Source organism: Microbacterium sp. NPDC089696, from assembly GCF_044749125.1.
GTDB lineage: Bacteria > Actinomycetota > Actinomycetes > Actinomycetales > Microbacteriaceae > Microbacterium.
In genome coordinates this window covers 1,001,988-1,027,062 of sequence record NZ_JBIVHF010000001.1, presented here as the reverse complement: position 1 = coordinate 1,027,062, position 25,075 = coordinate 1,001,988, and the positions used below count along the sequence as shown (strand labels likewise).

Genomic DNA, 25,075 nt, shown 5'->3' with positions numbered 1-25,075 from the left:
TCCTTTCAGAGTGGGCGGACGATGGTCCGCCCTGGGCCATAGCCCTCGAACCGGTGCGATGCGATGGACGATGCCTTCAGCCGGGTCTCGTCGGCGACGAACACTCCGCCTTCCCAGTACGAGACGATGACGCCCTGCTGGGCCATCTCGATCCGGGTGGGCTTGAGCCGAAGCTCCGCACTCGAGGCGGGATCACCAATGCCGAGGCCGTCAGCGCCGAACCGGTAGTAGGTCTGGTGCTGGGTGAGGCGGTCATCGAGCTCTTCGGCATGATCGCCGACGTTGCCGATGGCTTCGTCCTGACTGTCCTGCCTGCCGACGATGATGTTCACCGTCTCGTTGGCGGTGATATCGAGCGAGTCGCCGAACGCGGGCTCGACGTGGTTGACGCTGATCGACCCGGCCTTGATCGCGTTGGCGGTGACAGATTCGGCTTCGAGGTCGGGAGCGGTGATGCCGGTGATGACGACAGTCGCGATCTCCGAGGCGTCGCCGACGCGCCCGACCGTATCGAACGGGACGAGACGCACGTGGACGGTCGAACCGACCTCTCCACGGATGCTCGCTCCACCTGGTGCGACGAGTGGAGTGCCGACGCGTTCCCACGGACCAGCTTCCGACGGAGCGGTCTCCATCACCACGTGCGAGAAGCCACGAGGGTGCTCATCCTGCTCGAACTCGCCGTCCCAGCGCGCGGCGACGAGGCCGAGACTCGACGTGAGGACCGGGGCGGTCGGTGCCGGCAGGAGTCCGCTTGGGGTCGCCCCGGTGACCTCGATCGGGTCCGATGGGTCTCCCCAGACACCGATGTTCGATCGCGCGCGCACGCGCAGCGATGCGACGCTCGCTGACGGGATGCGGAGCGTTGCTGTTGTCCCGGACACGCGGGTCGTCGCGAGACCGTTGGCAACCTCGTACTCGTCGACGGTGACGAGCTCGTCGTCGACCGATAGTGCGACCTCGTCCCAGGTCACGACCACGGTGGAGATGCTGGTCCCGTCAGGCTCGAAAGCACCCACGTTCGACTGGACGGAGAGACCCGTCGGCGGCTTCGGGATGATGCTCGAGGGGACCGCCGGCGTGACCGCGATCTCGCCGGACCACTCTGACTCTCGGCCGTCGAAGGAGCGAGCGCGCACCTTCACGTAGCGGTCGACGCCGGGCTCCCACTCCGTCGTCGTGAACGACAGCGCCTGAGTAGTAGCGACGATCGACGGCTCAGAGCTCGCGGAGCGCGCGGCTACCTCGTACGCGACGACGTCGACACCTGACCCGTCGTCTGCCTGCACGACCTCGTCCCATGCGACCGTGACCGTGGACTGTGCGGTGCCGTCCTCTCGCCATGATCCGGCGTTGGACTCGACGTGCAGTCCGGTCGGCGCACCGGGTGCGGGGAACGTCGCGTCGGGAATAGGGAAGACCGCTCCCCCACCGCCGATGGCACCGCCGATCGACCCGGCGCCGGTCCGGCGAGCCTGCTTCGCCGCCTGGGTGAGCAGCTTGTCGCCGACGATGACGCGTGCCGTGACGGACGCGTCCTGCTTCTTGACCTGGATGCCGATGATGCGCTGCAGGCTCTTGCCGTGGCGCGTCTTTGAGGTGATGACGTCTCCGAGGTTGAAGTCCTCCCACGGCCGCGGCCCGTTGTCGGACGGTGTCCAGTCGAACGAGTACTCGCGCTTGACCGCGCGGCCGCCGACGAGCGCGGACTGCGCCAGGGTGGTCGCGGTCGCATGATCGGAGACGCCGGACTGCGTCAGGGTGGCCTCGAGGCGACCGAAGCGGCTCGACGCACCGGTGTTGTTGAGGTAGAGCCAGTAGTCCGCCTTCTCGGGAACGACCGTGAGGTGGGTGAACACGTCATCGAAGCTCGACTTCGTGGGCCGCGCGGTGAATACCGGGCCGCCGAACACGAGATTCTCCCGCACCTCGCCCGTCCCGGGCCGGAACAGCCGGAGCTTGGTGCCCTCGGTCCACCAGTCGCAGAGTCCTTGGTCGGTGATCGACTGCAGAACCGTGGAGAGCGGGGTGAGCAGCCTCCACGGCTGCTTGACCTTCTCGTCGGCCGTCCACGGGACACCCGCGGAGTCCGCGCTCGACGAGAAATCCCTTGAGATCATCGACCCCCAGCCCCGGTTCTGGGCCTCGAACATCATCCCGCCGATGATGGTTCCGGCGGATGCGGGGTGGCCGGATTCGGTCCACTCCCGCTCGCCGTTGACGGCTCCCTGCGCCCAATGCAGGTAGGTGCGCCCGAGCATCCACGTCACGAACCCCTGCGCCGTGAAGCGCACGGTGCCCTTCGGGTCTGCGTCATCCGAGTCATCGACCGACGCCATGAAGAGGCCGTTGCGTGGCTGCTTGAACGGCCCTCCGATCGAGTACTCGACGGCGACGACCTGCGGAGCGTCCATGCGTCCGGCGACCTTCTCGGATACGACGAACGACAGCGTGGAGGTCGCAGAGTCCACCCCTGTCGTGTCAATTGACACTGTCGGGAGGACTGCTCCCTTCGCGCCGGCGTCGGTCATCTTCCGCAGACGGATGTCGAACACGGTTCCTCCTAGATGATGTGCGCGGCTTTCCCTCGGACCTCGAGGACCGCGCCGGTGCGCGACGTCGTCGCAATCGTCAGTTCTGCGTGGCGGTCGGAAGGGTTCAGCACCGCGAGGACGGGGGTGATCTCGAAGACGCCGCGCGGGCCGCCGAAGTCCACGGCGCCCGACACCTCGACGCCGCCGGTCCATGTGTCCGTCGTGGTGACGAACGCCCGTCCTGTGGCGGACTCGAACCGGCAGTACGATCCGGCAGGGACGTCGGGGAGGGTGAGCCACGCACCGGAGTGATCGGTTATCTGGATGCCGGCCGCCTGGCCCTTTACTCGGACCATCGCGTCGCCGACCGGCGCTGAGATTCCGTCGAAGAGGGAGAGGGTGGTCGACGAGCCGCTGAGCGGCGCGCTCGGGGTGGTCGCGACCTGGTCGCGCCAGAACGCGCCGCTGAGCTCGACGACGAACGTCGCGTCGATGAGCTCGTTGCGTGCGAACACTCGGTCTGGTGTCGCCGACGCGAGACGCACCTGGACCTCGACTCCCTGTACGTCGTCTCGGGTGAGCACCAACTGCTGGGCCGTGAAGAGCGCCAGGAGCGATGCCCACCCGGACGGGGGCGTGTTGATCGTGAGCGGGTAGAGCGGCGATCGCATGGTGGTCGCGATCGCGAGCGTCCCGTCCCGACCGGTGGTGGCCACCTGACCCAGATCCATCTCCGCTCCGGAGTAGGGGACCGATCCTCTGCGGAGAATCCATCCCAGATCCGGATTGTCGAGCGGCACACCGTTGACTCGAATAACCATCAGGTCACCTGCCCTACGAGCTGCGCCGCCTCCCACGCCTCCTGCTGAAGATCGCGGGTGATCGGATTGTGGATGTGGAGCGAGACGCCGCCGCGCGACGTCGTGCCCTCCTCGGCCGTGAGCGTCGGCGACTCTCCGCGGAGACCGCTGAAGTCGATGGCGCTGACCATCGAGCGACGGACGCCTGCGGCCCCCTTCGTGATTCCGACCGCGATGCCCTGGACGAGCGGGAGGCCGATCTCACGATTGGTGCGACGCGATGGGGAGTGGATGTCACCTGCCGCCCGAGCGGCGTTCACCGCACGGTCGACGGCGGACGCAGCCGCGCGGGAAACGCCGCCGCTGTTGTCGCCGATGCCCCGCGCGATGCCCTGCATCATCGCGGCGCCGACGCCGTAGAACCAGCCGCCTGCGCCGGCGAGCGTGGCGCCGATCGCACCCTGCAGGCCACCGAACGCGCCGATGACACCGCCACGGCCCGCCTGAGCGCCCGCCTGCATGCCAGCCATCGTCGCCATACCCGTCGGGTAGAGCCACGAGCCGGCAGATGCCATCGCCGTCGAGAGCACACCGCCGAAGGCGGCCATGTCGGCAGTGATCGTCGGCTTGTAGCCGTCCATCCCTGCCTTCAGCCCGCCCATGATCGCGGTGCCATTCGGCGTGAGCCAGAACTCCGATCCGGACACGCCACGCTGGATCGTGTCCTTCATCGACTTGACCGACTGGTCCAGCTCGGGGAGACCGAGCCGGATGCCCTGCGCGAGCTGACGAGAGAACCCGCCGCCACCACCGCCGCTGGGCGTCGCGCTGTCGATGATCTTCTGCGCGTCATCTCGGAGCTGCCCGAGCTGGTCGAGGACTCGCTGCTGCGTGGAGGGATCGAGCTTGATGTAGTCGTAGAGCCAGTTCGAGCTATCCGAACCGTTCTTGAACGCATACTCGATGCGGTCGACCATTGTCTTCGCGTCGAAGTCCATGACCTCCGCGGACGTCATGTTGTCGGTCAGCAGGTCGCTGAGATAGCCGAGTTCCTTGAGGAGCGCAGCCTTCGTGTCGGCCGACATGGGCGCAGAGATCTCGTCCCACATGGATCGTGCCGCGCCGAGGCCGGCGCTCGAGAACTCCGTCTGGAGCTGGTCCTTCCAGATCTCGATGCCGGTCGAGCCCTTCCAATCGAGCTGGATGAGCTGTGCCTCGAGCGCGTTCTGCAGGCGAGATACGACGTCGGTTGGGGCGACGTTCTTGAACTCTTCCCACAGAGCCTGAGCGCTTTCACGACCCTCGGTGCGGAAGGCCTCTTCGATCTCGTCGACGATCGGCGTGAGATTCGCATACTTCACGTCTTCGAGGTAGCCCGAGAAGAAGATCGGGTTGTCCTTCGCGTACTGCTGGGCTCCCTTCACATACGCCTCGTAGTAGCCGATCGGATCGTCGAGGTACTTGTTCGGGTCCGGCGCGAATTTCGACTCGTTGTACTGCTTGATGCCCTGGAGCTCAGGGAAGAGCTTCCGCATGATCTCCGTGATTCCGGAAAGGATCTCGGAGAGAACCGGAGCGACTTCCTTGAGAATCGCGGCCACCCCGACGAGCGCCTCAGCAAGAAGCGGCGCGGCAGAGGAGACGAAATCGGCGAGCGGAGGACCAAGCGTCTCGGCGATCGAGATCACCGCTTCGGAGAGCTCCGGCAGGATCGGACGGATCGCGTCGATGATCCCTTGGATCGACGGCATGAGCTCAGCGAGCACCGACGCTGCGGCGGGCAGCAATGTCCCGGCGAGGTCTCCTAGCAGGCCGAGGAAGCTGCCGAAAGTCGCGGCGATCGTCGGCAGGTGCGGGAGGATGCCCTCGAGCGCACGGATCAGCCCGTCCGAGAGATCATCCAGGCCCGCGCCTACGGCTGGCTGATTCAGCGCATTCGCTGCGCCTTCGATCAGACCTCCGAAGAACTTGCCGGCAGAGCCGAGGAACTTCTCGATCGACGTGTCGAGCCCGAGGATCATGCGGCCGATTGCGCGCACCGCGCCACCGAAAGCGGTCATCGCAGTCGAGGCGCCGCGGAAGATCGCGGTGAGGCCGCGCTGGAAGTCCGCACCGTTCACGATGCGGTCCCATTCCTGCATCATGTCCGCGAAGCCCGCGAGCCCCTTCGAGCCTGCAGAGTCCGCGGCGGTCCACAGCCCCTTGAACACGCCGGCGATGCCGGTGGTTGCGTCCCAGAGGTCGTACATCGACTTGATGGCGTTCTCCATCCAGCCATCGAGACGACCGTCGGTGGAGACTGCTTCGAGCCAGGTGTCGAACGTGTTCGCCTGGCGGACGAACCACGTAGCGAGCCGAGGGGTGTACTTCGCGGCGACCTGCGAGAGCGAGGTCATCGCGCCGGCGAACGCCGGGGCTCCGGTGGAGAGGATGCGCCATCCCTCGGCGATGCCGGTGAAGATCGACTCGAGGCCGCCGTTGCCGAGTTCCTCGCCGAATGCCTTCGCGAGCTCGCCGGTGAACTGCCCGATGCCGGTCGACAGCTCATCGAACGAGGTGCGGAGCTGCGGCATGAGCCCGTTGACGAGGTCGAGGATCGGCTGACGTGCCTGGGTCCAGAACGCGTCGTTGATGATGCCGCCGAGCTCGGACATGTCGTCGGACAGCTCGCCCAGCTCGGTCTTCGCGTTCCGGAGTGCGACGACGAGCGCGGTCAGCGAGCCGACGCCGTTGAGGATGAGGCCCGGGACGACGAGGAACGCGGGGAGAATCGAGAAGAGTCCCTGACCGATGCCGACGAGCCCACTGGTGGCCGCGAAAATCGACGCGATGAGGGAGGTGATGCCGGTGGTCCAGTTGATGATGGACGGGAGGTTCTTGTCGAGGTTCTTCATCGACGTAGCGAGGTCGTCGATCCACTTCCACGACAGGCGGGCGCCGGAGAGCGCGGAGAGCGTGGTGAGCGCCGCGACGACGGATGCCTTCGACACCTTGACGAAGACCTCTACGGTGCGCGGTCGTGTGAGCCACGCGAGCCGTGCAGAAGCCCACGCGGTGAAGGGGTTTGCGTCGATGCGCGTCTCGCGGTTGCGCGCGACGTGGTCGATGTGGTCCTTGATGTCGTTCAGCCGGTGGCGCAGCATCTCCGCGTCCTCGGCGGACATGATGTCGTGCGCGAGCTTGCCGGAGACCGTGTGGAATTCGGCGCGGAGGGCGTCGAGTTCGCGGCGGACCTGGCGGTCCGCCATCGTGGGGGTGAGCGTGACCTCGATGCCACGCATGGCCTTGTCGACGTCGCGGCGCAGGCGGTCGATCGTGATTCGGTCCATCGTCAGGCCGACGGACGTGACGACGTCCTTGACTTTCTGCACGTCGGCTTCGGCCTTGAATCGGACGACGCCGTCGAGATCCTTCAGGCTGACGAGCTGCCGGCGGATGTCCTCGCGGATCTTGCCGCCGTCGAGCTTCGCCTTGTTGACCGTGACCGTCATGGTCGTCGTGCGCTCGATCATGTCGAGGCGGCGCTTCAGGTCGCGGCGGAAGTCGTTGGTGTTGGGGATGACGCGGATGGACAGCCGACCAGCGTTGCGTCCGGGGTTGATTCCAGCCATCCGCGTCACCCCTATTCCTTCATGAAGTTGTCGAGCGCTCCGGCCATGAGCTCTGCGAGCGTCTTCGGCTGGACCGTCGTTTCTGCTTTCTCAGCGCCCGGCCAGTCGATGAACATCTCCGGGTCTTTCTGCCCGGCGAGTCCCTGAATGAGCGAGACGATGAGGTTGTGGGTGCGGACGGCGACGATGGTCGCGGAGTCCCATCCCTGAAGCTCTGGCGAGCCTCCCCGTATCGCGAAGACTCGCGAGTGCGGGTTGAGCACGAGGTGCTCGGAGAGGTAGATGACGTGCCGGACGGACACTGCGCCCGTCCAGACGTCGTCGATGTTGAGCCCGCTGTAGAACTGGGCCAGGTCGGCGCGTAGTGCCCCGTGAGCGTCGAGTTCGTCGATCAGCTCGCGGAGCTGAGCGATTCCCCCAGTGCGTCTCGGTACTCCACGAAGATCGCCATGAAGTGGTCGTGGGTCTTGCCCTGCGACCAGGCGTCGTACTCGGCCGGGTTCTCGGCGATCGTCTCGGCCCACTCGTCGATGCGCGCGATGAACTCGTTGAGCTTCTGCAGCCGCTCGATGTCCTCGACGCGCGAGTTGTCGAACTCGAGCGGGCCTTCCGTGTCCTCGTCGAATGCGCCGGACTTCGCCGCGTCGAGGAGGAGGTTGTTGAAGTCGTTCCGGTGGCGCATGCGGAACGTGATGGCCGGCCGCAGCGTCGGGAGGTCGGCGAGCAGCTGCTCGCGAAGCTCCTTCTGCTCCTGCTCGCGCTCGAGCTGCTCGGAGGCCGACAGCTCCGGAGTCGTGGCTTCGTCGGGCTTGGGTGCGGCGGACGCCTTCTTCGAGGACGTCTTGGCCGCGGTCTTGGCCGCCGGAGAGCGGCGGTCCTGCGGGGTGGTGGGAGTCATGGCAGACCTCTTTCATGCGTTGCAGACCGATGAGGGAAACGTCCCCCTGGGCGGGTCTGCGGCACTGCACCCAGGGGGACGGGCTTGGGGTTACGGCGTGGGCGCGACGAGGCCAGACTTGAAGATCTGGAACACGCCGGCGCGGCCACCGATGGCCGGGATGGCTGCGTTCGATGCCGAGAGGATCGAGACGCTGAGGGGCAGCTCGAGGAACTGCGCGGTGTCGACGGACGGGGCGTCGCCGAGGGAGACCTCCGTGTTCGGAATCCAGAAGCCGACCGAACCGGTCGTGTCCTGGAAGAACAGGAAGAGCGCGCGCTGGATCGGCGCCGGCGTCGCGACGGTGTAGCCGCCCGTCGTCGAGTCGAAGTCACCGTTGAACGCGAGGTCGAGGGTGTCCTCGTCGAACTGCAGTGCAGCGACGGTCACACCCCAGGTCGTGGAGCCGGTGGTCGTGCGAACACCGTCGGCGAGGAAGGTGTCGAGCGACTCCTTCTCCCCGCCCTCCTTCGTGAAGGCGATGGTGTTCTGCTTGGACGTGTGGCCGAGGTTCTCCCACGGGGTGGGGCCGTCGGCCTGCAGGTTGAAGCCGGTGGACGGGTCCAGCGGACCCGTCGGGGGCTTGGTGTTGACCGGGGCGTGGAACACGGTGCCGTGCCCCGGGATAACGAGCTTGGTTGCGTCGACAGACACGTTTCCTCCTGATTGGTGTGCAGACCCACCCCGAGGGGCGCAGAAGGACTAGAACTTGCGAACGGCGAGTTGCCACGATGCGGTGAGCTGCACCGTGGCCTTGGATTCGATCTGCGCTTCCCCGCCGATCTGGGAGAACGCAGAAATCTCGTTGATGATGGATTCGACGCCGCCGACGCCAGGGATGACGCCTGCGGTGGGCGACTCGTCCCACCCGTGGACACCTGTGTACAGCGCGTCGGCGAGCTCGAACGCGGTTGAGGGGCCGTCGAACAGGCTGAGCGTGTACGTTACGGTCCACAGCCCGCGCCCGTTGCCGTCCTGGGCGGCGAACGAGGAATGGGTGACGAACGGCAGCTCGGCGAACGTGCCGACGTCGAGATCCGCCGCGACACCGATCGGCTCGGGAGTGATCTCGCGGGTGAGCTCTTGGAAGAGCTTCCCGGTGTCGAGGAGAAGGCCCATCAGCTCATCACCTGCAGCGCCTTGCCCATGATGTGCTGGCCGGGCACGAATCGCACCCTGCGAGCGTTCTTGAATCGGACCATGTGGCCGTGCTCGATCGACACGGCTGCCTCGTCGTCGGCGACGATGAGGCGGTCCTTGATCGGACCGACCTTCGATGGGAGGACGGAGGGGGCTTCGGTCGCGAACACCTTGTCGATGTAGTTACCGGTGAGGCGGTGAGCCGCGGCAACGCTACGGACGGCCCGGACGCCGCGCACGGCGACTCGGTCCATCTCTGCGCTCTCCCCGGCGATCTGCGCGGCCATGGAGCCGGCGCGCGGGTCGACGTAGGACATGCGTGCCTCCTACAGATCGCGGAGCCACTTGATGGTGACTCGGTGGTGTCCAGTGCGCGGCGAGACGGAGTGGCTCTGTGGAGCGCCGACGGTCTCGTACTCCGCGCCCTCGAACGTGACGTAGGAGTTGATGTCGCCGGGCCACTTCCGAGCTCGCACGATCGCGAGGTCGACGACCTGCAGACCGAGCGACTCGACCTCTTCAGAGGATGACCAGTCGCGGACGGGTTCGACCATGCACCGGACCGGGATGGGCGTGCCGTCGAGCTCGTAGTCGCGTCCGCCCCTCTCGGTGCGGACCATCTTCCGCTTCTGCACGTAGACGACGTGGGGAGCCTTGCGGCCGAGGAGCGACATCAGGGCCATCCCTTCTGTCGGCTCAGCAGAGCCGTTCCGGCCTTCCCTCCGCGCTTGGGGGCGACGCGGCCGGTGAGGTCGCGCTCGTCGATGTCGCTGAACCAGACGTATCCGGAGGCAGCGAGCGATTCGCGCTGGAAGCCGTACTGGCCTTCGTGCTCCTCCTTGTACCCCTCTTCGTTACCGAAGACGCGAGCCGCGATGCGGACCACGACGGCGTTGTAGAGCCGCAGGGTGAGGACACCGGATTCCAATCGAGCGAGGACGACGCTCCCCCATCGGCTCTTGATCGAGTCGACTACCTCGCCGAGCTTCCCCTCGAGGTACTCGTCTGAGAGGTCAGAGACATCGACGGTCGAGTGCTTCGGGATCTCGTCGGGCGAGACATCGGGGAGCGTCGTCACGTCGATCACTCCTCGAAGGACTCGATCGCGGCGGTGAGCTCGTCGTCGGTCAGCTTCTCGGCATCTTCGACGCCGAGGGCCGTGGCCTTCGCGACGAGCACGTCGTGGTCGGCGTTGCCGTCGTCGCCTGCTCCGTCGTTGCCGTCCGGCGTGCCGGCGGCGCGCTTGGCGCGGATGCGGGCGGCGATCTCCGTCTTCTTGCCGCTCTTCGCGACACCCGCCTTCTCGGCGAGATCGCGGAGGGCTTCGATGCCGAGGTCGGACAGATCGTCCTTCTCGGCGTCGGCGGCCTTGGGCGCGGGTGCGGCCGGTTCCGGGGTCTGACCACCGGAGGTGTCGGTCGACGCCGTGTCGTCCGCGGCGATGAGGTTGGGATTGGTCACCCAGTCGGGTGCGGGATCGCCGGGGCCGGCGGCGACCAGCACGCCGCCGACGACTCGGGCGACGTGACCGGTGAGGATTCGCTTCTTGTTGCTCATGGCAGACCTTCTCTCCTTCTCGGATGCGGGGCGGCCCTCGGGAGGACCGCCCCGCAGTGACCGGTTGGGTTACGCGACCTTCAGGGACGCGGTGTTGTCCGGCGTGCCCACGACGGGCAGGCCGATCGCGGAGACCAGCACGTTGTACCCCTCGGGGTCGTGCGTGTGGGTCGCGCCGGAGAAGAGTCCGGCTGCCTCGCCGCGGCTGATGCCGTTCTCGGGCGACAGCGACTCGGCGGTGACGCCGAGCTTGGTCGATCCGAACTCGGAGCCGGAGAGGAGGACGATCTTGTCCGCGGGGAAGAGCGTCTGCTCGACACCGGAACGGTTGATGATCGTCTGCTCGTTGACGCGGATCTCGCCGTAACCCCAGTCGCGGAGCACGGATCGGACGTCCTCTTCGCTGACGCGCGACGGGAGGTCGCTTCCGCGGCCGACGACGAGCTTGATGATCTCCTCGTTGGTCTGCAGCAGCGACAGGATCGCGCGCGACATGAGCACGGACGAGATGCCCTTGTTCATGATGGCGCGCATGCCGTCGAGATCAGCGATCGGGTCGGCGCCGTTCGCGGTCCACAGGGTGGGCGCGGTACCGGTCTGGGCGGCCTTGCGACCGAAGTCGACGATCACGTTGAGCTTGCGCTCAGCGATCGTGACCTTGCCGGTGACGAGAGCCTCAGCCTGAGCGAGCACGAAGCGGCTTCCGACGGCCTGGGCCGTCCGCTCTGCACGGCGCTCGAAGGCCGCGGCGATCGCGTCCTCCATGCCGTACATGACCAGCTCCTGGTGCTCGTCGACCGGGATGCGGATCGAGATCGGAGGGAGCTTGCCCTCGGCGGTCTGGCCGCCACCGAGCTCGCCGACCTCGGACTCGGTGTTGAAGCTGCGGAACGAAGCCGCGGCCGGGAGCACCGACTGTCCGATGTTGACGGAGTACGTGAGCGTCGGCGATGCCTCGAGGGGAAGCATCGCTGCCGTCGCGTACTGCTCGACGTGGAGGCGGAAGGCGGCGCGGGCGTACGCCGTGAGCTGCGCGGGCGTGCGGTGGTTCTTGCTGAACGCCATGGGTCAGTCCTCCACGTAGGTGACGGAGATGATGGTCTTCGCCGTCTTGACGGTCGTCCGCTGAGCGGCGATGGGGAGCTTCGACGGGTCGACGATGCCGTGCACGAGGCGGGCGAACGTCGGCTTGGCCGTCGAGGGGTCGTCACCGAGGGACACGCCCTCGTTGTCGTTGACGAAACCGGCGAGCGTGCGACGCGGGTCGGTGTCGTCAGCCCCGGCGGTCGCGCTGTACGGGCCATAGAGCCCGTTCGCGAGCAGGGCGACCCCGACCCCCGAGGGGATCACGTTCTTGTCCTGGCCGGGGATGTTGTAGTGCGTTCCCGAGGTGAACGCGGTCGGGTCGAGCTGTCCGGGTCGCGCAGCGTCTTCACCGTGCGACGACGTGCGCCAGCGGGTGTCCTGCTTCGAGCCGGTCGCACGAGACTTGATCTGGAAATCAGACATCGGTGCCTCCTTCTAGGCGGTGGTCTTGGGTTTCATGGCGTCGTATGCGGCCTGCTCCATGGACTTGACCGAACCGGTCGAGCCAGGTGCCGGGGGGATGCGCCCTGCGTGGTCGCTGTTGAAGCGATCTCCCCATGCCGCTCCCGACTGGGAGCCGTTGCCGTCCACCGAACCGAGGGACTGCGCGAACGTCTGGACCTTTGCGGCGTCCAGAGTTCCGTTCTCGCCGACGAACTTCGTCAGATCGGCGAACTCGATCGCACCCTCCACGCGGGAGGTTGCGGCTTCGAAGGTCTCGTTCGCGCCCTTGGTGAGCGCGATGAGGTAGCCCTTCACAGCGTCCGAGAGGTGCCCGGTGCCGGCCTCTGCGAGTGCTTCGGCCTTGCCCGCCGCCTTCGCGGCCTCGATGGCCTTCTGGTTGTCGTCCAGCGCGGCGACGCGTGCGGCTTCCGCGGCATCCGCGGCGCTCTGCAGCTCGTCGACCGTCCCGAACTTCTCGTAGGCGGAGGTCTTCTTCTTCTCTGCCTCAGCGATTTTCTGCTGGGTCTTCGACTGGTTCTTCCAGTACGCGGCCTGCTGGTCGGACGTCATCTGCTCGACGGGGGTGTCCTTGGGGAACCCGAGGTCTTCCGTTGCGGGCGGCGTCTGCGCACCGGGTGCGGGAGGGGTTGTTCCGGCTTCGGCGCCCGGAACGGGGTCGATGTAGCGGAGCTGCGGTCGGTGCCAGGTCGGAGCGAACTGGGGGCCGAGCACGCGGATGGGCTGGTGTGCGGACATGGTGAATGAGCCTCCGAATCGGAAGGTGGAACCCACCCCGAATCAGGGCAGGGGGTCATGGGGGTCAGCCGAGCTTGGACTCGGCGCGTGCGATGAGCGAGCGATACCAGGCGATCGCCTTCTCGAGATCGCGAACGGGGATCGGCGTCTCGCCGCGGCCCGTGATGTCGACGAGCTTCGTGCCGTTGTCCCGGGCGTCGAGGAGGATGTCGAGACCGCGCTGTGAGGTCGCGAGTTGCGACTCCCACATGTGGCGCTGAGCGTCAGGCGTCATCCGCTCGTACGGCGTGAACGTGTGGCGCTTGGATGCCCGGTTGACCTTCGCGAGACTCCGGAAAGAGTCGCCCTTCTGGGTCAGGATCGGTCCGAGCTCGCCGTGCTCGCGGACCTGCACGGTGATGCGCTTCAGGTCATCGGCGTAGTTGGAGCCGGCGGCCGCGTAGATCCGCGCGAGGTCTGCATCGTTCAGTCGCAGCCCGAGGTCACGGTCCTTGGTGAGCGGCGAGATGGTGCACTTGCACAGGTCGTGCAGGGGCATCAGCTCGGACTTCGAGTAGAAGCGTGAGGCCGCCACGATGCAGAGGCCGCACGTGCCGGTCTTGGAGAACTCTGGGTGGATCACGCGTCGATAGCCGATGACCTTCGCGGACGCGTCCATCACCTTCTGCGACTCATCGCGAGCCACAGCGGCGATATCGTCGTTCACGATCGACGTCAGACGCTCCTCGAACGTCTTCCACACCTCGTCGGGCACCCGATCGGGCCACGCGACCTTCTCCGTCTCCGGATTCCGGAACCGCTCACGGATCTTGTGCTCGAGCTGCCGTGCGGGCCGCTTATACACCTCGACGATCGGCGTCCCGCCGCGTTCGTACGTGTCCTCGATCGGCGGGAGCGCCTCGGGGACGGCGTCGATGAGCTCGAGCTGTCGAAGCATGAACGCTCGGGACAGGCGGCGAGCCCGTCGAGTGGCGGTGTCGACCTGGACTGCGGACGCCGCGGCCGCGGCGTTCACCATGTCAGGCCGACCCCACCACAGGAACGGGAGCCAGATCTGCAGGAGAGCTCTCAGCAGAGCCTCGACGATGTTCTCCTGCTGCGCGGCGTACGTCGCGACGAGGTGCTCGTACTTGAGATCCTCATTCGCCATCGTCCGCTCCTGTCGTATTCACCCCCGGCCGGGTCGCCGGCGCGAGCGCGAGGGCGTTGTTGAACGCCTCGTCGGCGCGGACGGTCTCGGCCTCCCGACGCTGCTGTGGCGTCATCTCGAACACCTCGGCGTCGATCCACGCCTGCGTCGCACCACCGGCCTTGAACTTCGGTGCCGCCTCGGCCTTCTCGGCCAGCGTCGCGGGGTTGACCTTGGCCCACTCGACCGCGATCTGCGTGAACTCGGAACGGGATTCCTGGCCCTCGATGAGCAGCGACTGCGACATCGCCTGCGCGAGAGACACACCGGAGACGCGGTTCATGCGGTTCACGGCATTGACGAGCGGCTGGTGGCTGATCTGCGACCCGAGCGCCGACTGGTTCGCGTTCGACGAGTCGAACAGGCTCATCGGCGTGCGGGTGATCGTGCAGAGATCCTTGAGCTCGCTCTTTCGCGCCTCGTAGATGGGGCGCACGTCCGTAGCTTCGGATTCCCACATCTTCGCTGCCGCGGGGAGCGTCCACAGCGCTGCGGGACCAGTTCGGAACACGTCGTCGTAGTCGATCGGTTCACCGGCCTTCGGGTGATCTTCCGGGTAGACGTCGTCGAGGTCAGCCATCACCGCGCGCTGGCGGAACGACTGCATGACGATGAGAGTCAGACCGTTCAGCGTGATCTCGTTGATGCGGTCGAGAGTGTCGAGGTGCTTCTCGTAGATGCCGTACCCGTCCGGCGTCGAGATCTGCGTGATGATCGCCTCGTCGATCGCGCCCGTGCGGACGGGATCAGACACCCATGTCCAGTCGGACGTGACCGTCCAGGACGTGCCGTCGGCGGGGAGCGTGGGCACGTTCGTCGACCGGTACGCGATGCGGTAGTAGCCGGGCCGGAACAGGGTGATCTCTTCGGTGCGGAGGATCGCGTTGTAGCCGACGGAGATCGCCGCGCGCGTGATCCACGGGAACCGCGAGTCCTGCTCGGCGATCGTCGTCCACTCGTTGCCGATCTGCCACAGCGCCTTCCCACGAGGGTCCGGCGCCGTGGTGATGTATGCGCGGCCGAAGTCGCCGACGTCGTTGAAGAGAGGCACCGACTGCATCGCCATGCGCGAGCGGTCCCAGATCGCCTGAGCGACCAGGTCGCCATTCTCGTCGCCGGCGGCGGACGTGCGGAACGCGACGACCTCCTGGCGGTCGGTGCGCGCGTCCCGCAGCGTCTCCGCGACGTGGAGCCGCGATCGCTTCATGAAGCGGAGGTACTGCTCGCTGGTCGCGGCATCCCATGAGTCCGTCGGCAGGAGTGCGTCGCCGTCGCGGTACGACCGCAGCTTCTCCATTCGCGGGAGGCCGTCGCCGAGGCGATTCGCCAGGCGCATGAGCCACCAGTCGTCAGAATCTGGGACGTTGGCTTCCGTGAGCACTATCCACCTCGCTTCCCCGGGATCACCGGACTCGGCGAACCGTGCCCGTCCGCTTCTTGAACTGCTTCCTGTACCGCGCGCGGCCTTCGACCGCGAGGCACATGCCGACCGCGGCGTCCATCTTCTTCATCGAGCCCTTGCGGTCCTTGCCAATGACGTCACCACCGGACCGCTTCCACCGGCTCGCGTTGAGCACGTGCCGGGTGAGTACCTTGTGGTTGCCGTGGAACAGCTCGCCGGACTTGATCGCGGTCTCGGTGCGCTCGACGACCTTCGCCATGACCGTGTGCTGCGCGGTCTCGAACGAGATCGGCTTCGCGTCGGTCGCCTTGACGAGCAGGTCGGGACCGTACTTCGTCTCCCAGCGGTCGACGTAGTCGCGCCACAGCGGCGGGTCGGCGAGGAACGCGACGACCTCGAACTTCTTGAACGTCTCGTCGAGCACCGTCTCGACCTCTTGGTGGTCGACCTTCCAGTGCTTCGCCTCTTTCGAGTCAGGGGCTTCCCAAATGCCGATCGGGAAGACGTATCCGTCGTCGATGCGGCATGCGATGAGCACCGTGGCGTCCGAGTTGAACGATCCGTCGAACCCGAGCGCGATCTTGTCGCCCCGCGAGGGCGGCCGGAAGCCGAGCTTGGTGCCCGCTTCCTTCGCCTCCGCGAGTCGCGCCTGCAGACCGATCCGGGACCACTCGAGCAGCTTGAGCCACGCGTGCTTGCCGGCGACGACCGCGTTGAAGAAGTACCGGATGGTGTCTTCCTCGGAGCGGCGCGGGTCGAACAGGTCGTCGAGCATGCCCTCGGGGTCGTTCCACGCGATCGCGTCGCCGAAGGACTCGTAGAACGCTTCGGTGAGCCGCTCGAGGTACTCTTCCTCGGTTTCGAGCCGCCGCCCGCCCCTCTTGGTCGGGTCGGGCACCTTGATCTTGTCGAGAGACTCGATGTCGGCCCACCGGTGATCGAACAGCAGACGCGGCCGCCGCGCCTTCTTGTCCTCGATCTGGTCAGCGAGGAAATACGTGTCCTCGGCGACCGATTCGGCGCCGGGCTCGTACATCGTCGTGGTCTCGATGAACCACGTGCCTTCCTTGCGGCGCTTCGACAGGTTGCGGACGACGGTGTCGTACATCGCGCGCAGCGTCGGCGTCTCGTACAGGTGGGTCTCGTCGAAGACCGCGAAGGTCTCGAGGCCACCGTCCTTCGACGCCGCGCCGGCGGTCGACGGCGTGATCGTCCCGCCGTTGTGTGGGATCAGCACGCGGGTCTTGCCCGCGTCGACCCCGTAGACGGCCTTGAGCGCGTAGAGCGGAGCGTTCTCGTCGGTCAGGTTGTAGTAGACGTTGTCGAAGACGTTGCCGGTCTGGCCCTCTTCGGTCGCCATGATCTTGATCGTCGGCGATTTGACGCCCATGCCCATCGGCTCGCCCTTGACGTACGTGTACGTCTGGCCGAGGAACTCGTAGGTCTCGCCGCCCTTCGCCCACCCGGCGAACCGGGCCGGCCCGAACGCCTCGAACAGCACGAGCGCCGCGGCGAGGCCCGACTTGTCGGTGCCCTTCGGGCGCGAGAAGAACGCGGAGTTGTAGAACCGCTTCCCGGCGGCGTCGTGCGCGTAGCAGTCGACGATGAAGCCGGAATACTCGTCGCCGTAGGTGATCGGCATGCCCTGAGCGCCACCGCGACCGTGGACGACGAACGTCTCAATCCACCACACGGCGATCCAGCCGAGCGACTTGTTCCTATCGTGCCCCGGGCTGCGAATCAGTCGCCGGGGCATCGGCTACTCCCCCGCGATTCGCTTGCGGCGGTCGTCGATGCTGGTGACGTTCGAGTTCTTCGCGTTGCCGACGGGATATTCCTCGGGCACCTCGATCTCGACGCGCAGACGCAGACGGTCCGCCGGCGTCGCTCCGAAGTTCGCGACCCGGATGCGGATCTCGGCCGCGCGCTCGGAGTTCTTCCCGCCGCTCTCCCACATCTGGTGGTGGAGCAGGGCGGTGTCGAGCATGTAGTCCCAGTCGGGAGCGGAGACCATCTTCGAGGCCTGGGGGGACTCGCGCCAGTTCTTCCACCAGCGCACGGTCGCGGGGTTCCACTGTTCGCGGAGGACGCGATCGGGGTCGATCTGCTTGTCCTCGGGGAGAACTGGGAGTACGTCGTCGGGAAGATCCCAGCCGCCGATGCGCCCGTCGGAGCGGATGATGTCGCGGACGGTGTTGTCGCGAGCTCGCGAGCGCCGTTCGGACGGCGCCGGTCCCTTGCCAGGCATGGTGTTCCCTCTCCCGAAACGGAAGCCGTGACCGAATCGGTCGACGGACGGTGATGATCGGCTCAGCCAATGAGCTTGAAGCGGTACAGGGCGGCGATGACCTCGGAGGTGAGGTCGCCGATCATGTACGCGAGCGGTTCGTGGTTGCCGATGAGGTACGGGCGAGCTCGGCTGTCCCAGCCCGGGATGCAGTCCATGAAGAAGAACGCGGCCGCGGCGTGCGTCGACTCGTGCGCGACCGTCCGCGTCGTGAGCTGCCCCGTCCAGAGGCGCATCACGACGATCGGCGTCCGATCGGGCCTCGGCCATGGGAACCCGCCGAATGCGACGCCGCCGGCTATGTCGTCGCCGGGGTCGTACTCGTGCCCGCGGTGCGCCTGGTGCGCTCGAGCCATCTGCTCGCGGTCGTCGTAGACGTGCACCCAGACCTGTCGGCGGACACCGCTTGCTCGAGTCGCGACACGGAAGCGGATGAAGCTCACTCGCCGTCCTCGCGGTGCCGGTCGTCCCAGCGCCACTTCGCCATGAGCCACGCGTCGTGGATCGAGTCGGTGACGAACCGCAGCGCCGCGACGATGACGATCAGCACAGCGAGGCCGATCGGGACGCCGGGGATCAGCAGCAGGCCCCACCAGCCCCACTCGTAGTAGAGCGATACCCCGACCCCGACGATCACGAACGAGCCGACACCGAGCACGCCGAACAAGACGTTGCCGACGATGTTGCCCACGCGCTCGATCATCCGGAACGGATTCCGCTTCGACATCGAATACCTCGCGATCGGGGTCGGACCATGACCCCCCAGACCCGCGCGCACCGCGAGAGGCAGAACGCTTGCGGGCGGGGAGAGGCCGGGGGCGGGGGGTGGGTGCCCGGGGGTGTCGTGTGGGTTGACGGTCGCGGGGTGTCCGGTCGTGTCTGCGGCGCGGGGTGTGTCGTGTCGCTTGACACATGCCGTGTGTACGGGGCGCGGGTGGCAGCTGGTGCGACGGTGTCGGGGTGTCGTGTCTGTCTGTCCGTGTGGGTATCCGTGCCGGCGTCTCTGCCGGCGTGGTGCCTAGTGCTGCGGGGTGACACGCGGATGTGTGATTGAGGGTTGACATTGGTAACGGTCGTTAGTAATGTCATGAGTGTCGGAAGTGAAACACCGACAACACCCGAAGACAGCAGCACCCGCACACGTGGGGCACACACCTAGGAGCAGGAACCATGAGCAGGTACGAAGTCGAAGCCATCCCGCAGACAGAGTCTCTGCCTGACCTTCCGGGCTTGGTGCACGGGATCAAGTCGGAAGGTCCGGTCTGGGAAGTCCAGTGCGACGACTGTCTGACCCTCTTCCGTGGCGAATGGCTTCTGATGGTCGCGAAGTCGGCGACGTTCAACGCCCGAGCGGGGATCGGCGGGCTTCGGCTCTGCGATGAGTGCTGGGCCGTGCGCGGGTGGCATGACAGCACCATGGAGGGCTGGACATACCGGGAACCGGTCGCCGCGATCCGTGGGGAGCGTTGACCATGGCTGTCACACCCTCGCAGAGCACGCGCGACCTTGCGGCATTGCTCGTCCAGTACGGAACCGCGCGCAAGACGACCAAGCGCGAAGCACTCTTCGCACACGGGGCAGAACTCGCAACCATCGCGTCTCTCATGCTCGCGAACGTCTCCCAGGCTGTCGACATCGCTACGGCTGAGATCCGGGGACAGCGAATGCCCGTCGCATACGAAGTCGTCGAGTGCGACTGTCGCGTCTACCCCCTGCACATGTGCGAGGGACACCGGGCGATGCAGACCGCCTGAACATCTCCCCCGTGCTACGCGTAGGCGTCACCGGATCACGACCGGAGCACGGGACACACCCCGGATAGGTGAAACAGTCCGGGCGATCGAAGGGAAGCACTGTGAGCGTCTATCGTGACGATTTCGCGGCATGGGCCGAATATGTCGCCGGCGAGCTCGCCCGGTTTTATGACCATACGGGCGGTATCACGTATCTATTCCAGAACACCCCGCGCGCGAACGCGTATCTTGCACGCGCCTCGGCGCGAGGGCTGACGACGGAACAGGCCGCGTTCTACGGCGCCGCGCACATGGTCCGTGGTTTGGTCACGTCCGAGTTCCGGCAGTGGTGGATTGAGCACTGGGGAACGGAACGAGTCACGTTCTCAGAGTGGCGCGAGCGTGCCGCAGAGGCGCGGGAGAACGTCGCGTGGGAGGAATCCGCAGAGCGTGCCCTAGACCAGCTCGACATGTTGCGTCGGCTCACCCTCGAGCGTGACGCGCTCATTCTCGACGCGGCGTCGAAGGGTGCCACCAAGGTAGCTATTGCGCGTTCCGTGGGCCTCTCGCGGCAGCAAGTGCACACGATCATTGCGAACGCGACCGTGCCGGACGTTGCGCCGTTCGACGCATGGTCGGCGGATGCTCCCGCAGCGGTGGAAGTAGTTGCAGAGTCTGAGGTCTGGGGAGAGGTGTTCTGATGTTCGGCGAAGCGGAGCCGCTCGCGGGCCTGTTGCAAGCGCCTGTTGCCTCTCCCGAGTACGACCGGAGATTGCACCCCCTCGCGGGTGTGAGGTGGCCGCAGGGAGAGAGGCGGACGACTCTCGACGGGGAGGTTGCGATGTTCGACGTGACCGATCCGGGCGAATTGCAGGACTGGTAGCCAGAGACGAAAGATGCCCCGGACCGACCTCCGATGGAGGGTGAAACAGGCCCGGGGCGCGGAACCACCCGAAGGGAAGGAACCATGGCCGATTCTACAGCGCATGGGACAATTGCAGGCATGACCGTCGAGTACATGGGGCCAGCCGAAGTTGCGGCGTATTTGCGGCGTGTGCACGGTGCGGAGATCGAAGGGCCGACGATCCGTCAGTACGCGGTGAAGGGTCGGATGCCGGACCCGGACGTGCGGATCGGGCCGAACGCGGGCTGGTCGGAGGCGACGATCGACGCGTGGTGGGCGGCTCGTCCTGGGCGTGGAGCTCGGACGGATCTTGCAGCATCCGATCGCGGCTGAGTTGCGTCTACGGGAGCAGTCCGGGATGCCGGCGCTTCTTTGCAGCTTTGCGTCGTGCTGACGCGGCGCGGCCGCCCTCGGAGCTGGACTTAGTTGCATGGTGGTGGGCGCAGAGGCTCGTGAGGTTGGAGTCCTCTTCGCCGCCGCCGTTTGCGTGCGACCGGATGTGATCGACGTCGGTGGCGGGTTCATTGCACCGGCGCTCGGTGTCGAACCGAATTGCAGTGCACCGGTAGCCGTCGCGCTTGAGGATGCGACGCCGCGTCTTCTCCCATCCGGGAGGGAGAGTCTCGCGCCGATTGCTCGTCGACCATGCCATGTAGGTCAGCCCCTATTGCGTCGTGCGCGGCGCGCCTCGACGCCGTCGATGATTGCGCACTCGTCCGCGGAGGCTCGAGAGTCCCAGATTGCTCCGCAGTCGCCGCACGGGTACTTGGCGGGCGCCGAAGTTGCAGGGTGGAACGTCGCTGCGAGCTTGTCGTTCGCGCCCATTGCGTCACGGCCTCTCGGGTGGGTTCGAAGGGAATTGCAGTTGCGACCCCGGCGAGTATCGAACTCGCGACCTTCCGCTCGACAGGCGGATGCTCTCCCACTGAGCTACAGGGCCATGACCCGCCGCAGCCGAACTGGCTCGGGTCTGTTCTGTTTTGCGCCCCGGTTCGGGTGCGCGGGTGGCCGCGTTGACTTGCGGCGCCCTTCAACCGAGCCGACCGGGAACGTAGGGGCGCTGGGGACGCGACGTTCGACCGAAAGTTGCCGGGAAGGGGTCTTAACGACAAAACCCCCGGTGTCATCCGAGGGTGTGAGGTATGGACGAGTCCAACCATAAAGACTCTATCAGGACTTCTTCCGGTTCTCCCGACGGTTCCATCGTGTCGATCCGGGTTTCTTGATCGGCAGGTCTCCCCATCGGACTGCGAGCGGCGGCCGACCGGTGCCTTCCCAGACGGGGTGCTCGAACGTGGCGATCTCGTCCTTGACGAGCCAGTCGTCGATCGTGGAGCGGCTCACGTTGAACAGCTTGGGAAGGTCGCTGACCCTGACCGCCGCGTCGGCGAGGTCGTTGGTCGAGATGAAGTCTCTCTTGCGGGGTGTCACTCGGGGAACCTCTCGTTGTAGATGTCTTTGCAGGTGCCGCAGACGGGGTACTTGGTGAAGTCGCGGGAGGGTCGCCACTTCTTCCCGCAGAGCGCGGTGATCTCTACACCCTCGAACATCGACCGTTCGATGTCCTTCTTGAGCGCATAGTGCGCCATGAGTTCGTGATCCCCGGCGTCGTTGATGACGGTGTCCGGCTTTTCGATCGTGTCAGCGGTCATCCTGCTTCTCTCGCTTTCTCTGTCGGTAGTTCTTGGTCCGCATGATGACGCATCGCCGACACGTTCGGCGTCCGCGGTACACGTGAGTGTTCTCGGGCGTGAACTCATGGCCGTGTTTGCAGTGCGTCTTCGCTAGCCCGCGGTGGTGACCGTTCTCGACCATGTCGCGCGAGTTCTGAGCGTGAGTGCCCCATGCGAGGTTCTCGAGCCTGTTGTCGTCGTGGATGTCGTTGAGGTGTCGAACCACTGGCAGATTTCCAGGGTTCGGGATGAACGCCTGTGCCATTGCACGGTGGAGTGAAAGCGTCCGCACGCTCCCATCACCCGGGTACACGTTGAAGCGCTTGTAACCACCGGAGCTGAGCGGAGTTTCAAGGATCGTGCCGGCCTTGGTCCCCTGGCTCGACGTGAGCCGTTTCACTCGGCCGAGGTTCGACACCGCGTAGCGATCGAGGCCGGGGATGAGTCGCCACTCCTCCCTCTCGTCAGGCATGGTTGTTCTCTCCTTCGGGGATGCGCCGGAACGGCACGATCGGTTTCAGGGTGAAGTCCCCGATGCCGCGCCCCGGGATCACCTCGACTTCGGGGCTGTGCTCGCGCCTGTCGTGTCACGACACTCGGCTGCGCCGCTCGTGTCGCTGTGCGGCGCGCGAGTATCTCCTCCAGCGTCGGGATCGCCGGCGGCTCGGGTGGCGGCATGAGCACATCCCGCGTCCGAGCGCCCTCGGCGGGTCCGACGACGCCGCGCACCTCGAGCGCCGCCATGACCCGTCCGGCCTCGGAGAGCCCGATCTTCATCTTGCGTTGCAGCATCGACGTGGAGCCGAACTGCGCGGAGCGGACGAGCTCTTCCGCTTCGTCCACGCGGTCGTCGAATGTCGTCATCGTTTCTCTCGTCCTTCGCTGTCGAGTGGGATCGCTGATCCTCCCCATCCGATGGGGCGATCGTCGATCAGGGCGTTGCATGCCGGGCACCGCCATGTCGAGCAGTCGGCGTACCGCTGCACGACGGTGACCTTGCCGCCGTCGTGGACATGTCCGCACCGAGTGCACTTCACGGGCCAGAACATGCCGGTCACGTCGTGGCGCGGGTTCCACAGGTCGTCGGAGGTGACCGCTCGGACGCCCCAACAGTGGTGGTACATCTGCCGGGGTTCCTGCTCCTCCCACGAGTGGCTCCCGTGGATGCGCCCGTCAGCGCACTGCTTCTCGTCAGCCATCGGCGGTGTCTCCCTTCTCCACGGCGATGCGTGTCTGGTAGCAGAGCGAGCACTGCTCGAGGTCATCCCGGCCGCGGCGCCATTCGTGTTCGTGCTCAGCGGCGACGACATCTCGGCCTTGCAGGAACCGGCCGACGAGGAGACCCCAGCACGGGTCGCACAGTGGCCTCGTCTCGTCGACGGTGATCACCCGCTCGTCCTTCTCGGTGCGGGTGTACTGGGTGCAGGCGACGCGAAGCTGCTTCCGCACTCGCGTCGCGGTGGTGCGCTGGATCAGTCCCCAGAACGTCGTGCCACGGATGTTGTCGATGGTCTCGGCTCGTTCGCCGCAACGCGCGCACTTCTTCTCGTTCACGTCTCGTCTCCCTGCTTTACCGGACCCCATGCCGATTCGGGGTGCCCGAGCTTCACCCGCCGCTGGTGCGTGGCGTAGTTCTTCCCGCGGGGCTCGACCATGAAGACCCCGATGTCGAGCAGGTGCCCGTACTGTATGTAGTCCTCGGCCCATTCCGGCTCCTCGGTTACGACGGATGCCCGCACCTCGGCATCATGAGCAGCCAGCCACTCGTAGAACTGCTTTCGCCGCTTCGCACGCACTCGATAGACATCGCTGCTGAACGTCTCGTCGTCGTCCCCGCACTCGAAGACGTTCGCGATTTCCTCGGTGGTCGGTGTGTACTCAGCCATCAGTAGCTCCTGAGAATCTCGGTGTTGTGGACGGTGAGGATCTTCCCGTCGCGAAGGACGCGGACGGTGACGTGCGCCTGCTCGCGGTGTGGCTTTGTGAGCGGCTCGACCTGGCGGAGCGCCCCGTCGACTCGGATGAAGTACGTGACGGCCGTGGGGACGGGTGCAGTGTCCGTCTGCCGGTAGCAGTTCGGACTGCAGGCGACGTCGGCGGGGTGGTCGTGGAACCACACCTCGTTCTCCGGGTGGATGAGAGTGCCGGCGCTCATCGCTCGTCCCTCCCGGAGATCTGTTCGCCCATGGGGCGTTCGAAAACGACCCCGTTGTCTTCGACTCGCCATGTCGCGCCCTCGACGCCCTGGTAGGCGTAGGCGGCGGTGATGAGTTCGGCGATCGCGCCGCCGTGCACGCGGGTGCCCTCGGAGAAGACTTCCCGGCTGAAGTGGCTGACGCTCATCCCGCTACCGCCTCTCCCGGGTTGGGGTTCTGCACTTCCAGCCACCACTCGTCGTCCCACTCGATGCGCACGGGATAGGTGCCGAGCGCGAGGCCATCGAATGTCTCGATGTCGGTGCGGTACTCGAAGACGTAGCTGAGTGCGCAGTCGTCGGTGTTGTGGACGATCCACTCGCGGTTGTCCCAGTTCCACCAGTGCTCAAGGCCGTGGCGGGTGCGCTCGGTCTCGTACTCGTGGTTCATGGTCTGGCACGCCCACCTCTCACACCGCTTCCCGACCATGCAGTCGGCCCCGTGCGTGCCTCCGAACTCGTACTCGTAGTCGTCGCTCTCCGCGTCGGGGAGGCGGGTGATCGTGACGGTGTGGCTCATCGGTTCTCTCCTGCAGTGGCGGGGCGACGCTTCACGGTGAGCACCTGCGTGCCGTTCCCGTACGCCTGCACGCCGTCGATGTAGCGGTCGCCCGCACAGATGACCATGAAGTCGTTGTCGACGATCCGTGATTCGAGTTCCTCACCCGTCTCCGGGTCGCTCACTGTGACGTTCACCGGCTCAGCCATTGGTTCTCTCCCTGCTCGTTGGTGGCGGCACTCAGGACAGCGCGGGCGATACCGGCGTACAACTGCTCCCACCATCCATCTGAGAAGTTCGCGTATGTGCGGAGCAGCGTGAGTCCATTG

The 25,075-nt window shown here is 66.2% G+C and carries 35 protein-coding genes and 1 tRNA gene; 4 read left to right on the top strand and 32 right to left on the bottom strand.

Annotated features, from left to right (window positions below):
* Window positions 1-5: 5 nt before the first annotated feature.
* The 20 genes from ACIPY8_RS05030 to ACIPY8_RS04935 all read right to left on the bottom strand — a co-directional run bounded on the left by ACIPY8_RS05030 (window position 6) and on the right by ACIPY8_RS04935 (window position 18,470).
* Window positions 6-2,471 (bottom strand): hypothetical protein, encoded by a 2,466-nt coding sequence (locus ACIPY8_RS05030; RefSeq protein WP_400815638.1) that lies wholly within the window; start codon window positions 2,469-2,471, stop codon window positions 6-8.
* A 92-nt stretch (window positions 2,472-2,563) separates the two neighbouring features.
* Window positions 2,564-3,265: a hypothetical protein gene (locus ACIPY8_RS05025; RefSeq protein ID WP_400815635.1), complete on the bottom strand. Its 702-nt coding sequence runs from the start codon at window positions 3,263-3,265 to the stop codon at window positions 2,564-2,566.
* 89 nt (window positions 3,266-3,354) lie between these two features.
* Window positions 3,355-6,945 (bottom strand): hypothetical protein, encoded by a 3,591-nt coding sequence (locus ACIPY8_RS05020; protein WP_400815633.1) that lies wholly within the window; start codon window positions 6,943-6,945, stop codon window positions 3,355-3,357.
* 11 nt (window positions 6,946-6,956) lie between these two features.
* The gene (locus ACIPY8_RS05015; RefSeq protein WP_400815632.1) at window positions 6,957-7,247 is read right to left on the bottom strand and encodes a hypothetical protein; all 291 of its coding nucleotides are present in this window, start codon (window positions 7,245-7,247) and stop codon (window positions 6,957-6,959) included.
* Window positions 7,248-7,336: 89 nt separating this feature from the next.
* A complete protein-coding gene (locus tag ACIPY8_RS05010; protein ID WP_400815630.1) occupies window positions 7,337-7,843 on the bottom strand; it encodes a hypothetical protein in 507 nt (168 codons plus the stop codon).
* Window positions 7,844-7,933: 90 nt separating this feature from the next.
* Window positions 7,934-8,536 (bottom strand): hypothetical protein, encoded by a 603-nt coding sequence (locus ACIPY8_RS05005; RefSeq protein WP_400815628.1) that lies wholly within the window; start codon window positions 8,534-8,536, stop codon window positions 7,934-7,936.
* A gap of 48 nt (window positions 8,537-8,584) precedes the next feature.
* Window positions 8,585-9,001 carry a hypothetical protein gene (locus ACIPY8_RS05000; RefSeq protein ID WP_400815626.1) on the bottom strand — a complete coding sequence of 139 codons (417 nt, stop codon included), beginning with the start codon at window positions 8,999-9,001 and terminating at the stop codon, window positions 8,585-8,587.
* Window positions 9,001-9,339, bottom strand: a complete 339-nt coding sequence (locus tag ACIPY8_RS04995) for a DUF5403 family protein (protein WP_400815624.1) — start codon at window positions 9,337-9,339, stop codon at window positions 9,001-9,003. The genes ACIPY8_RS05000 and ACIPY8_RS04995 overlap by 1 nt, the downstream gene beginning before the upstream one ends.
* A gap of 9 nt (window positions 9,340-9,348) precedes the next feature.
* The gene (locus tag ACIPY8_RS04990; RefSeq protein WP_400815622.1) at window positions 9,349-9,696 is read right to left on the bottom strand and encodes a hypothetical protein; all 348 of its coding nucleotides are present in this window, start codon (window positions 9,694-9,696) and stop codon (window positions 9,349-9,351) included.
* Window positions 9,696-10,100: a hypothetical protein gene (locus tag ACIPY8_RS04985; protein WP_400815619.1), complete on the bottom strand. Its 405-nt coding sequence runs from the start codon at window positions 10,098-10,100 to the stop codon at window positions 9,696-9,698. Before ACIPY8_RS04985 ends, ACIPY8_RS04990 begins: the two co-directional genes overlap by 1 nt.
* Window positions 10,101-10,105: 5 nt before the next feature.
* The gene (locus ACIPY8_RS04980; protein ID WP_400815617.1) at window positions 10,106-10,579 is read right to left on the bottom strand and encodes a hypothetical protein; all 474 of its coding nucleotides are present in this window, start codon (window positions 10,577-10,579) and stop codon (window positions 10,106-10,108) included.
* A gap of 69 nt (window positions 10,580-10,648) precedes the next feature.
* Window positions 10,649-11,644, bottom strand: a complete 996-nt coding sequence (locus ACIPY8_RS04975) for a major capsid protein (RefSeq protein ID WP_400815614.1) — start codon at window positions 11,642-11,644, stop codon at window positions 10,649-10,651.
* 3 nt (window positions 11,645-11,647) lie between these two features.
* A complete protein-coding gene (locus ACIPY8_RS04970) occupies window positions 11,648-12,088 on the bottom strand; it encodes a hypothetical protein (protein ID WP_400815611.1) in 441 nt (146 codons plus the stop codon).
* A gap of 12 nt (window positions 12,089-12,100) precedes the next feature.
* Window positions 12,101-12,865 (bottom strand): hypothetical protein, encoded by a 765-nt coding sequence (locus ACIPY8_RS04965; protein WP_400815609.1) that lies wholly within the window; start codon window positions 12,863-12,865, stop codon window positions 12,101-12,103.
* Between the two features lie 64 nt (window positions 12,866-12,929).
* On the bottom strand, window positions 12,930-14,015 hold the full coding sequence (locus ACIPY8_RS04960) for a hypothetical protein (protein WP_400815608.1): 1,086 nt from the start codon (window positions 14,013-14,015) through the stop codon (window positions 12,930-12,932).
* Entirely contained in the window at window positions 14,005-15,435 is a 1,431-nt protein-coding gene (locus tag ACIPY8_RS04955; protein ID WP_400815606.1) for a hypothetical protein, read from the bottom strand. The genes ACIPY8_RS04960 and ACIPY8_RS04955 overlap by 11 nt, the downstream gene beginning before the upstream one ends.
* 22 nt (window positions 15,436-15,457) lie before the next feature.
* Window positions 15,458-17,212 (bottom strand): terminase large subunit domain-containing protein, encoded by a 1,755-nt coding sequence (locus ACIPY8_RS04950; protein WP_400815603.1) that lies wholly within the window; start codon window positions 17,210-17,212, stop codon window positions 15,458-15,460.
* A 3-nt stretch (window positions 17,213-17,215) separates the two neighbouring features.
* Window positions 17,216-17,704 (bottom strand): hypothetical protein, encoded by a 489-nt coding sequence (locus ACIPY8_RS04945; protein WP_400815601.1) that lies wholly within the window; start codon window positions 17,702-17,704, stop codon window positions 17,216-17,218.
* 62 nt (window positions 17,705-17,766) lie between these two features.
* Complete coding sequence (locus ACIPY8_RS04940; protein ID WP_400815599.1) at window positions 17,767-18,186, bottom strand: hypothetical protein; 420 nt, start codon at window positions 18,184-18,186, stop codon at window positions 17,767-17,769.
* Window positions 18,183-18,470, bottom strand: coding sequence for a hypothetical protein (locus tag ACIPY8_RS04935; RefSeq protein ID WP_400815597.1), 288 nt, complete (start codon window positions 18,468-18,470; stop codon window positions 18,183-18,185). The genes ACIPY8_RS04940 and ACIPY8_RS04935 overlap by 4 nt, the downstream gene beginning before the upstream one ends.
* Window positions 18,471-18,913: 443 nt before the next feature.
* Here ACIPY8_RS04935 and ACIPY8_RS04930 point away from each other — a divergent pair, with 443 nt between their 5' ends.
* The 4 genes from ACIPY8_RS04930 to ACIPY8_RS04915 all read left to right on the top strand — a co-directional run bounded on the left by ACIPY8_RS04930 (window position 18,914) and on the right by ACIPY8_RS04915 (window position 20,713).
* Window positions 18,914-19,213: a hypothetical protein gene (locus ACIPY8_RS04930; protein ID WP_400815595.1), complete on the top strand. Its 300-nt coding sequence runs from the start codon at window positions 18,914-18,916 to the stop codon at window positions 19,211-19,213.
* A gap of 2 nt (window positions 19,214-19,215) precedes the next feature.
* Window positions 19,216-19,497 carry a hypothetical protein gene (locus ACIPY8_RS04925; RefSeq protein ID WP_400815594.1) on the top strand — a complete coding sequence of 94 codons (282 nt, stop codon included), beginning with the start codon at window positions 19,216-19,218 and terminating at the stop codon, window positions 19,495-19,497.
* Window positions 19,498-19,598: 101 nt separating this feature from the next.
* Window positions 19,599-20,177 carry a hypothetical protein gene (locus ACIPY8_RS04920; RefSeq protein WP_400815591.1) on the top strand — a complete coding sequence of 193 codons (579 nt, stop codon included), beginning with the start codon at window positions 19,599-19,601 and terminating at the stop codon, window positions 20,175-20,177.
* Window positions 20,178-20,479: 302 nt separating this feature from the next.
* On the top strand, window positions 20,480-20,713 hold the full coding sequence (locus ACIPY8_RS04915) for a helix-turn-helix transcriptional regulator (RefSeq protein WP_400815589.1): 234 nt from the start codon (window positions 20,480-20,482) through the stop codon (window positions 20,711-20,713).
* A 7-nt stretch (window positions 20,714-20,720) separates the two neighbouring features.
* Here ACIPY8_RS04915 and ACIPY8_RS04910 read toward each other — a convergent pair whose 3' ends face one another.
* The 12 genes from ACIPY8_RS04910 to ACIPY8_RS04855 all read right to left on the bottom strand — a co-directional run bounded on the left by ACIPY8_RS04910 (window position 20,721) and on the right by ACIPY8_RS04855 (window position 24,955).
* Window positions 20,721-21,032 (bottom strand): HNH endonuclease, encoded by a 312-nt coding sequence (locus ACIPY8_RS04910; protein WP_400815587.1) that lies wholly within the window; start codon window positions 21,030-21,032, stop codon window positions 20,721-20,723.
* A 216-nt stretch (window positions 21,033-21,248) separates the two neighbouring features.
* Window positions 21,249-21,320 (bottom strand) — tRNA-Asp (locus tag ACIPY8_RS04905).
* Between the two features lie 230 nt (window positions 21,321-21,550).
* Complete coding sequence (locus tag ACIPY8_RS04900; RefSeq protein WP_400815584.1) at window positions 21,551-21,811, bottom strand: hypothetical protein; 261 nt, start codon at window positions 21,809-21,811, stop codon at window positions 21,551-21,553.
* Complete coding sequence (locus ACIPY8_RS04895; RefSeq protein ID WP_400815582.1) at window positions 21,808-22,032, bottom strand: DUF3039 domain-containing protein; 225 nt, start codon at window positions 22,030-22,032, stop codon at window positions 21,808-21,810. Before ACIPY8_RS04895 ends, ACIPY8_RS04900 begins: the two co-directional genes overlap by 4 nt.
* Window positions 22,022-22,525, bottom strand: coding sequence for an NUMOD4 domain-containing protein (locus tag ACIPY8_RS04890; RefSeq protein WP_400815579.1), 504 nt, complete (start codon window positions 22,523-22,525; stop codon window positions 22,022-22,024). The genes ACIPY8_RS04895 and ACIPY8_RS04890 overlap by 11 nt, the downstream gene beginning before the upstream one ends.
* Window positions 22,450-22,917 carry a DNA translocase FtsK gene (locus ACIPY8_RS04885; protein WP_400815577.1) on the bottom strand — a complete coding sequence of 156 codons (468 nt, stop codon included), beginning with the start codon at window positions 22,915-22,917 and terminating at the stop codon, window positions 22,450-22,452. The genes ACIPY8_RS04890 and ACIPY8_RS04885 overlap by 76 nt, the downstream gene beginning before the upstream one ends.
* Before the next feature lie 327 nt (window positions 22,918-23,244).
* Window positions 23,245-23,607, bottom strand: coding sequence for a hypothetical protein (locus ACIPY8_RS04880; protein WP_400815575.1), 363 nt, complete (start codon window positions 23,605-23,607; stop codon window positions 23,245-23,247).
* The gene (locus ACIPY8_RS04875; RefSeq protein WP_400815573.1) at window positions 23,604-23,939 is read right to left on the bottom strand and encodes a hypothetical protein; all 336 of its coding nucleotides are present in this window, start codon (window positions 23,937-23,939) and stop codon (window positions 23,604-23,606) included. Before ACIPY8_RS04875 ends, ACIPY8_RS04880 begins: the two co-directional genes overlap by 4 nt.
* Entirely contained in the window at window positions 23,939-24,208 is a 270-nt protein-coding gene (locus ACIPY8_RS04870) for a hypothetical protein (RefSeq protein WP_400815571.1), read from the bottom strand. Before ACIPY8_RS04870 ends, ACIPY8_RS04875 begins: the two co-directional genes overlap by 1 nt.
* Complete coding sequence (locus tag ACIPY8_RS04865; RefSeq protein WP_400815568.1) at window positions 24,205-24,396, bottom strand: hypothetical protein; 192 nt, start codon at window positions 24,394-24,396, stop codon at window positions 24,205-24,207. The genes ACIPY8_RS04870 and ACIPY8_RS04865 overlap by 4 nt, the downstream gene beginning before the upstream one ends.
* The gene (locus tag ACIPY8_RS04860) at window positions 24,393-24,767 is read right to left on the bottom strand and encodes a hypothetical protein (RefSeq protein ID WP_400815565.1); all 375 of its coding nucleotides are present in this window, start codon (window positions 24,765-24,767) and stop codon (window positions 24,393-24,395) included. The genes ACIPY8_RS04865 and ACIPY8_RS04860 overlap by 4 nt, the downstream gene beginning before the upstream one ends.
* Window positions 24,764-24,955, bottom strand: coding sequence for a hypothetical protein (locus ACIPY8_RS04855; RefSeq protein ID WP_400815562.1), 192 nt, complete (start codon window positions 24,953-24,955; stop codon window positions 24,764-24,766). Before ACIPY8_RS04855 ends, ACIPY8_RS04860 begins: the two co-directional genes overlap by 4 nt.
* Between the last annotated feature and the right edge of the window lie 120 nt (window positions 24,956-25,075).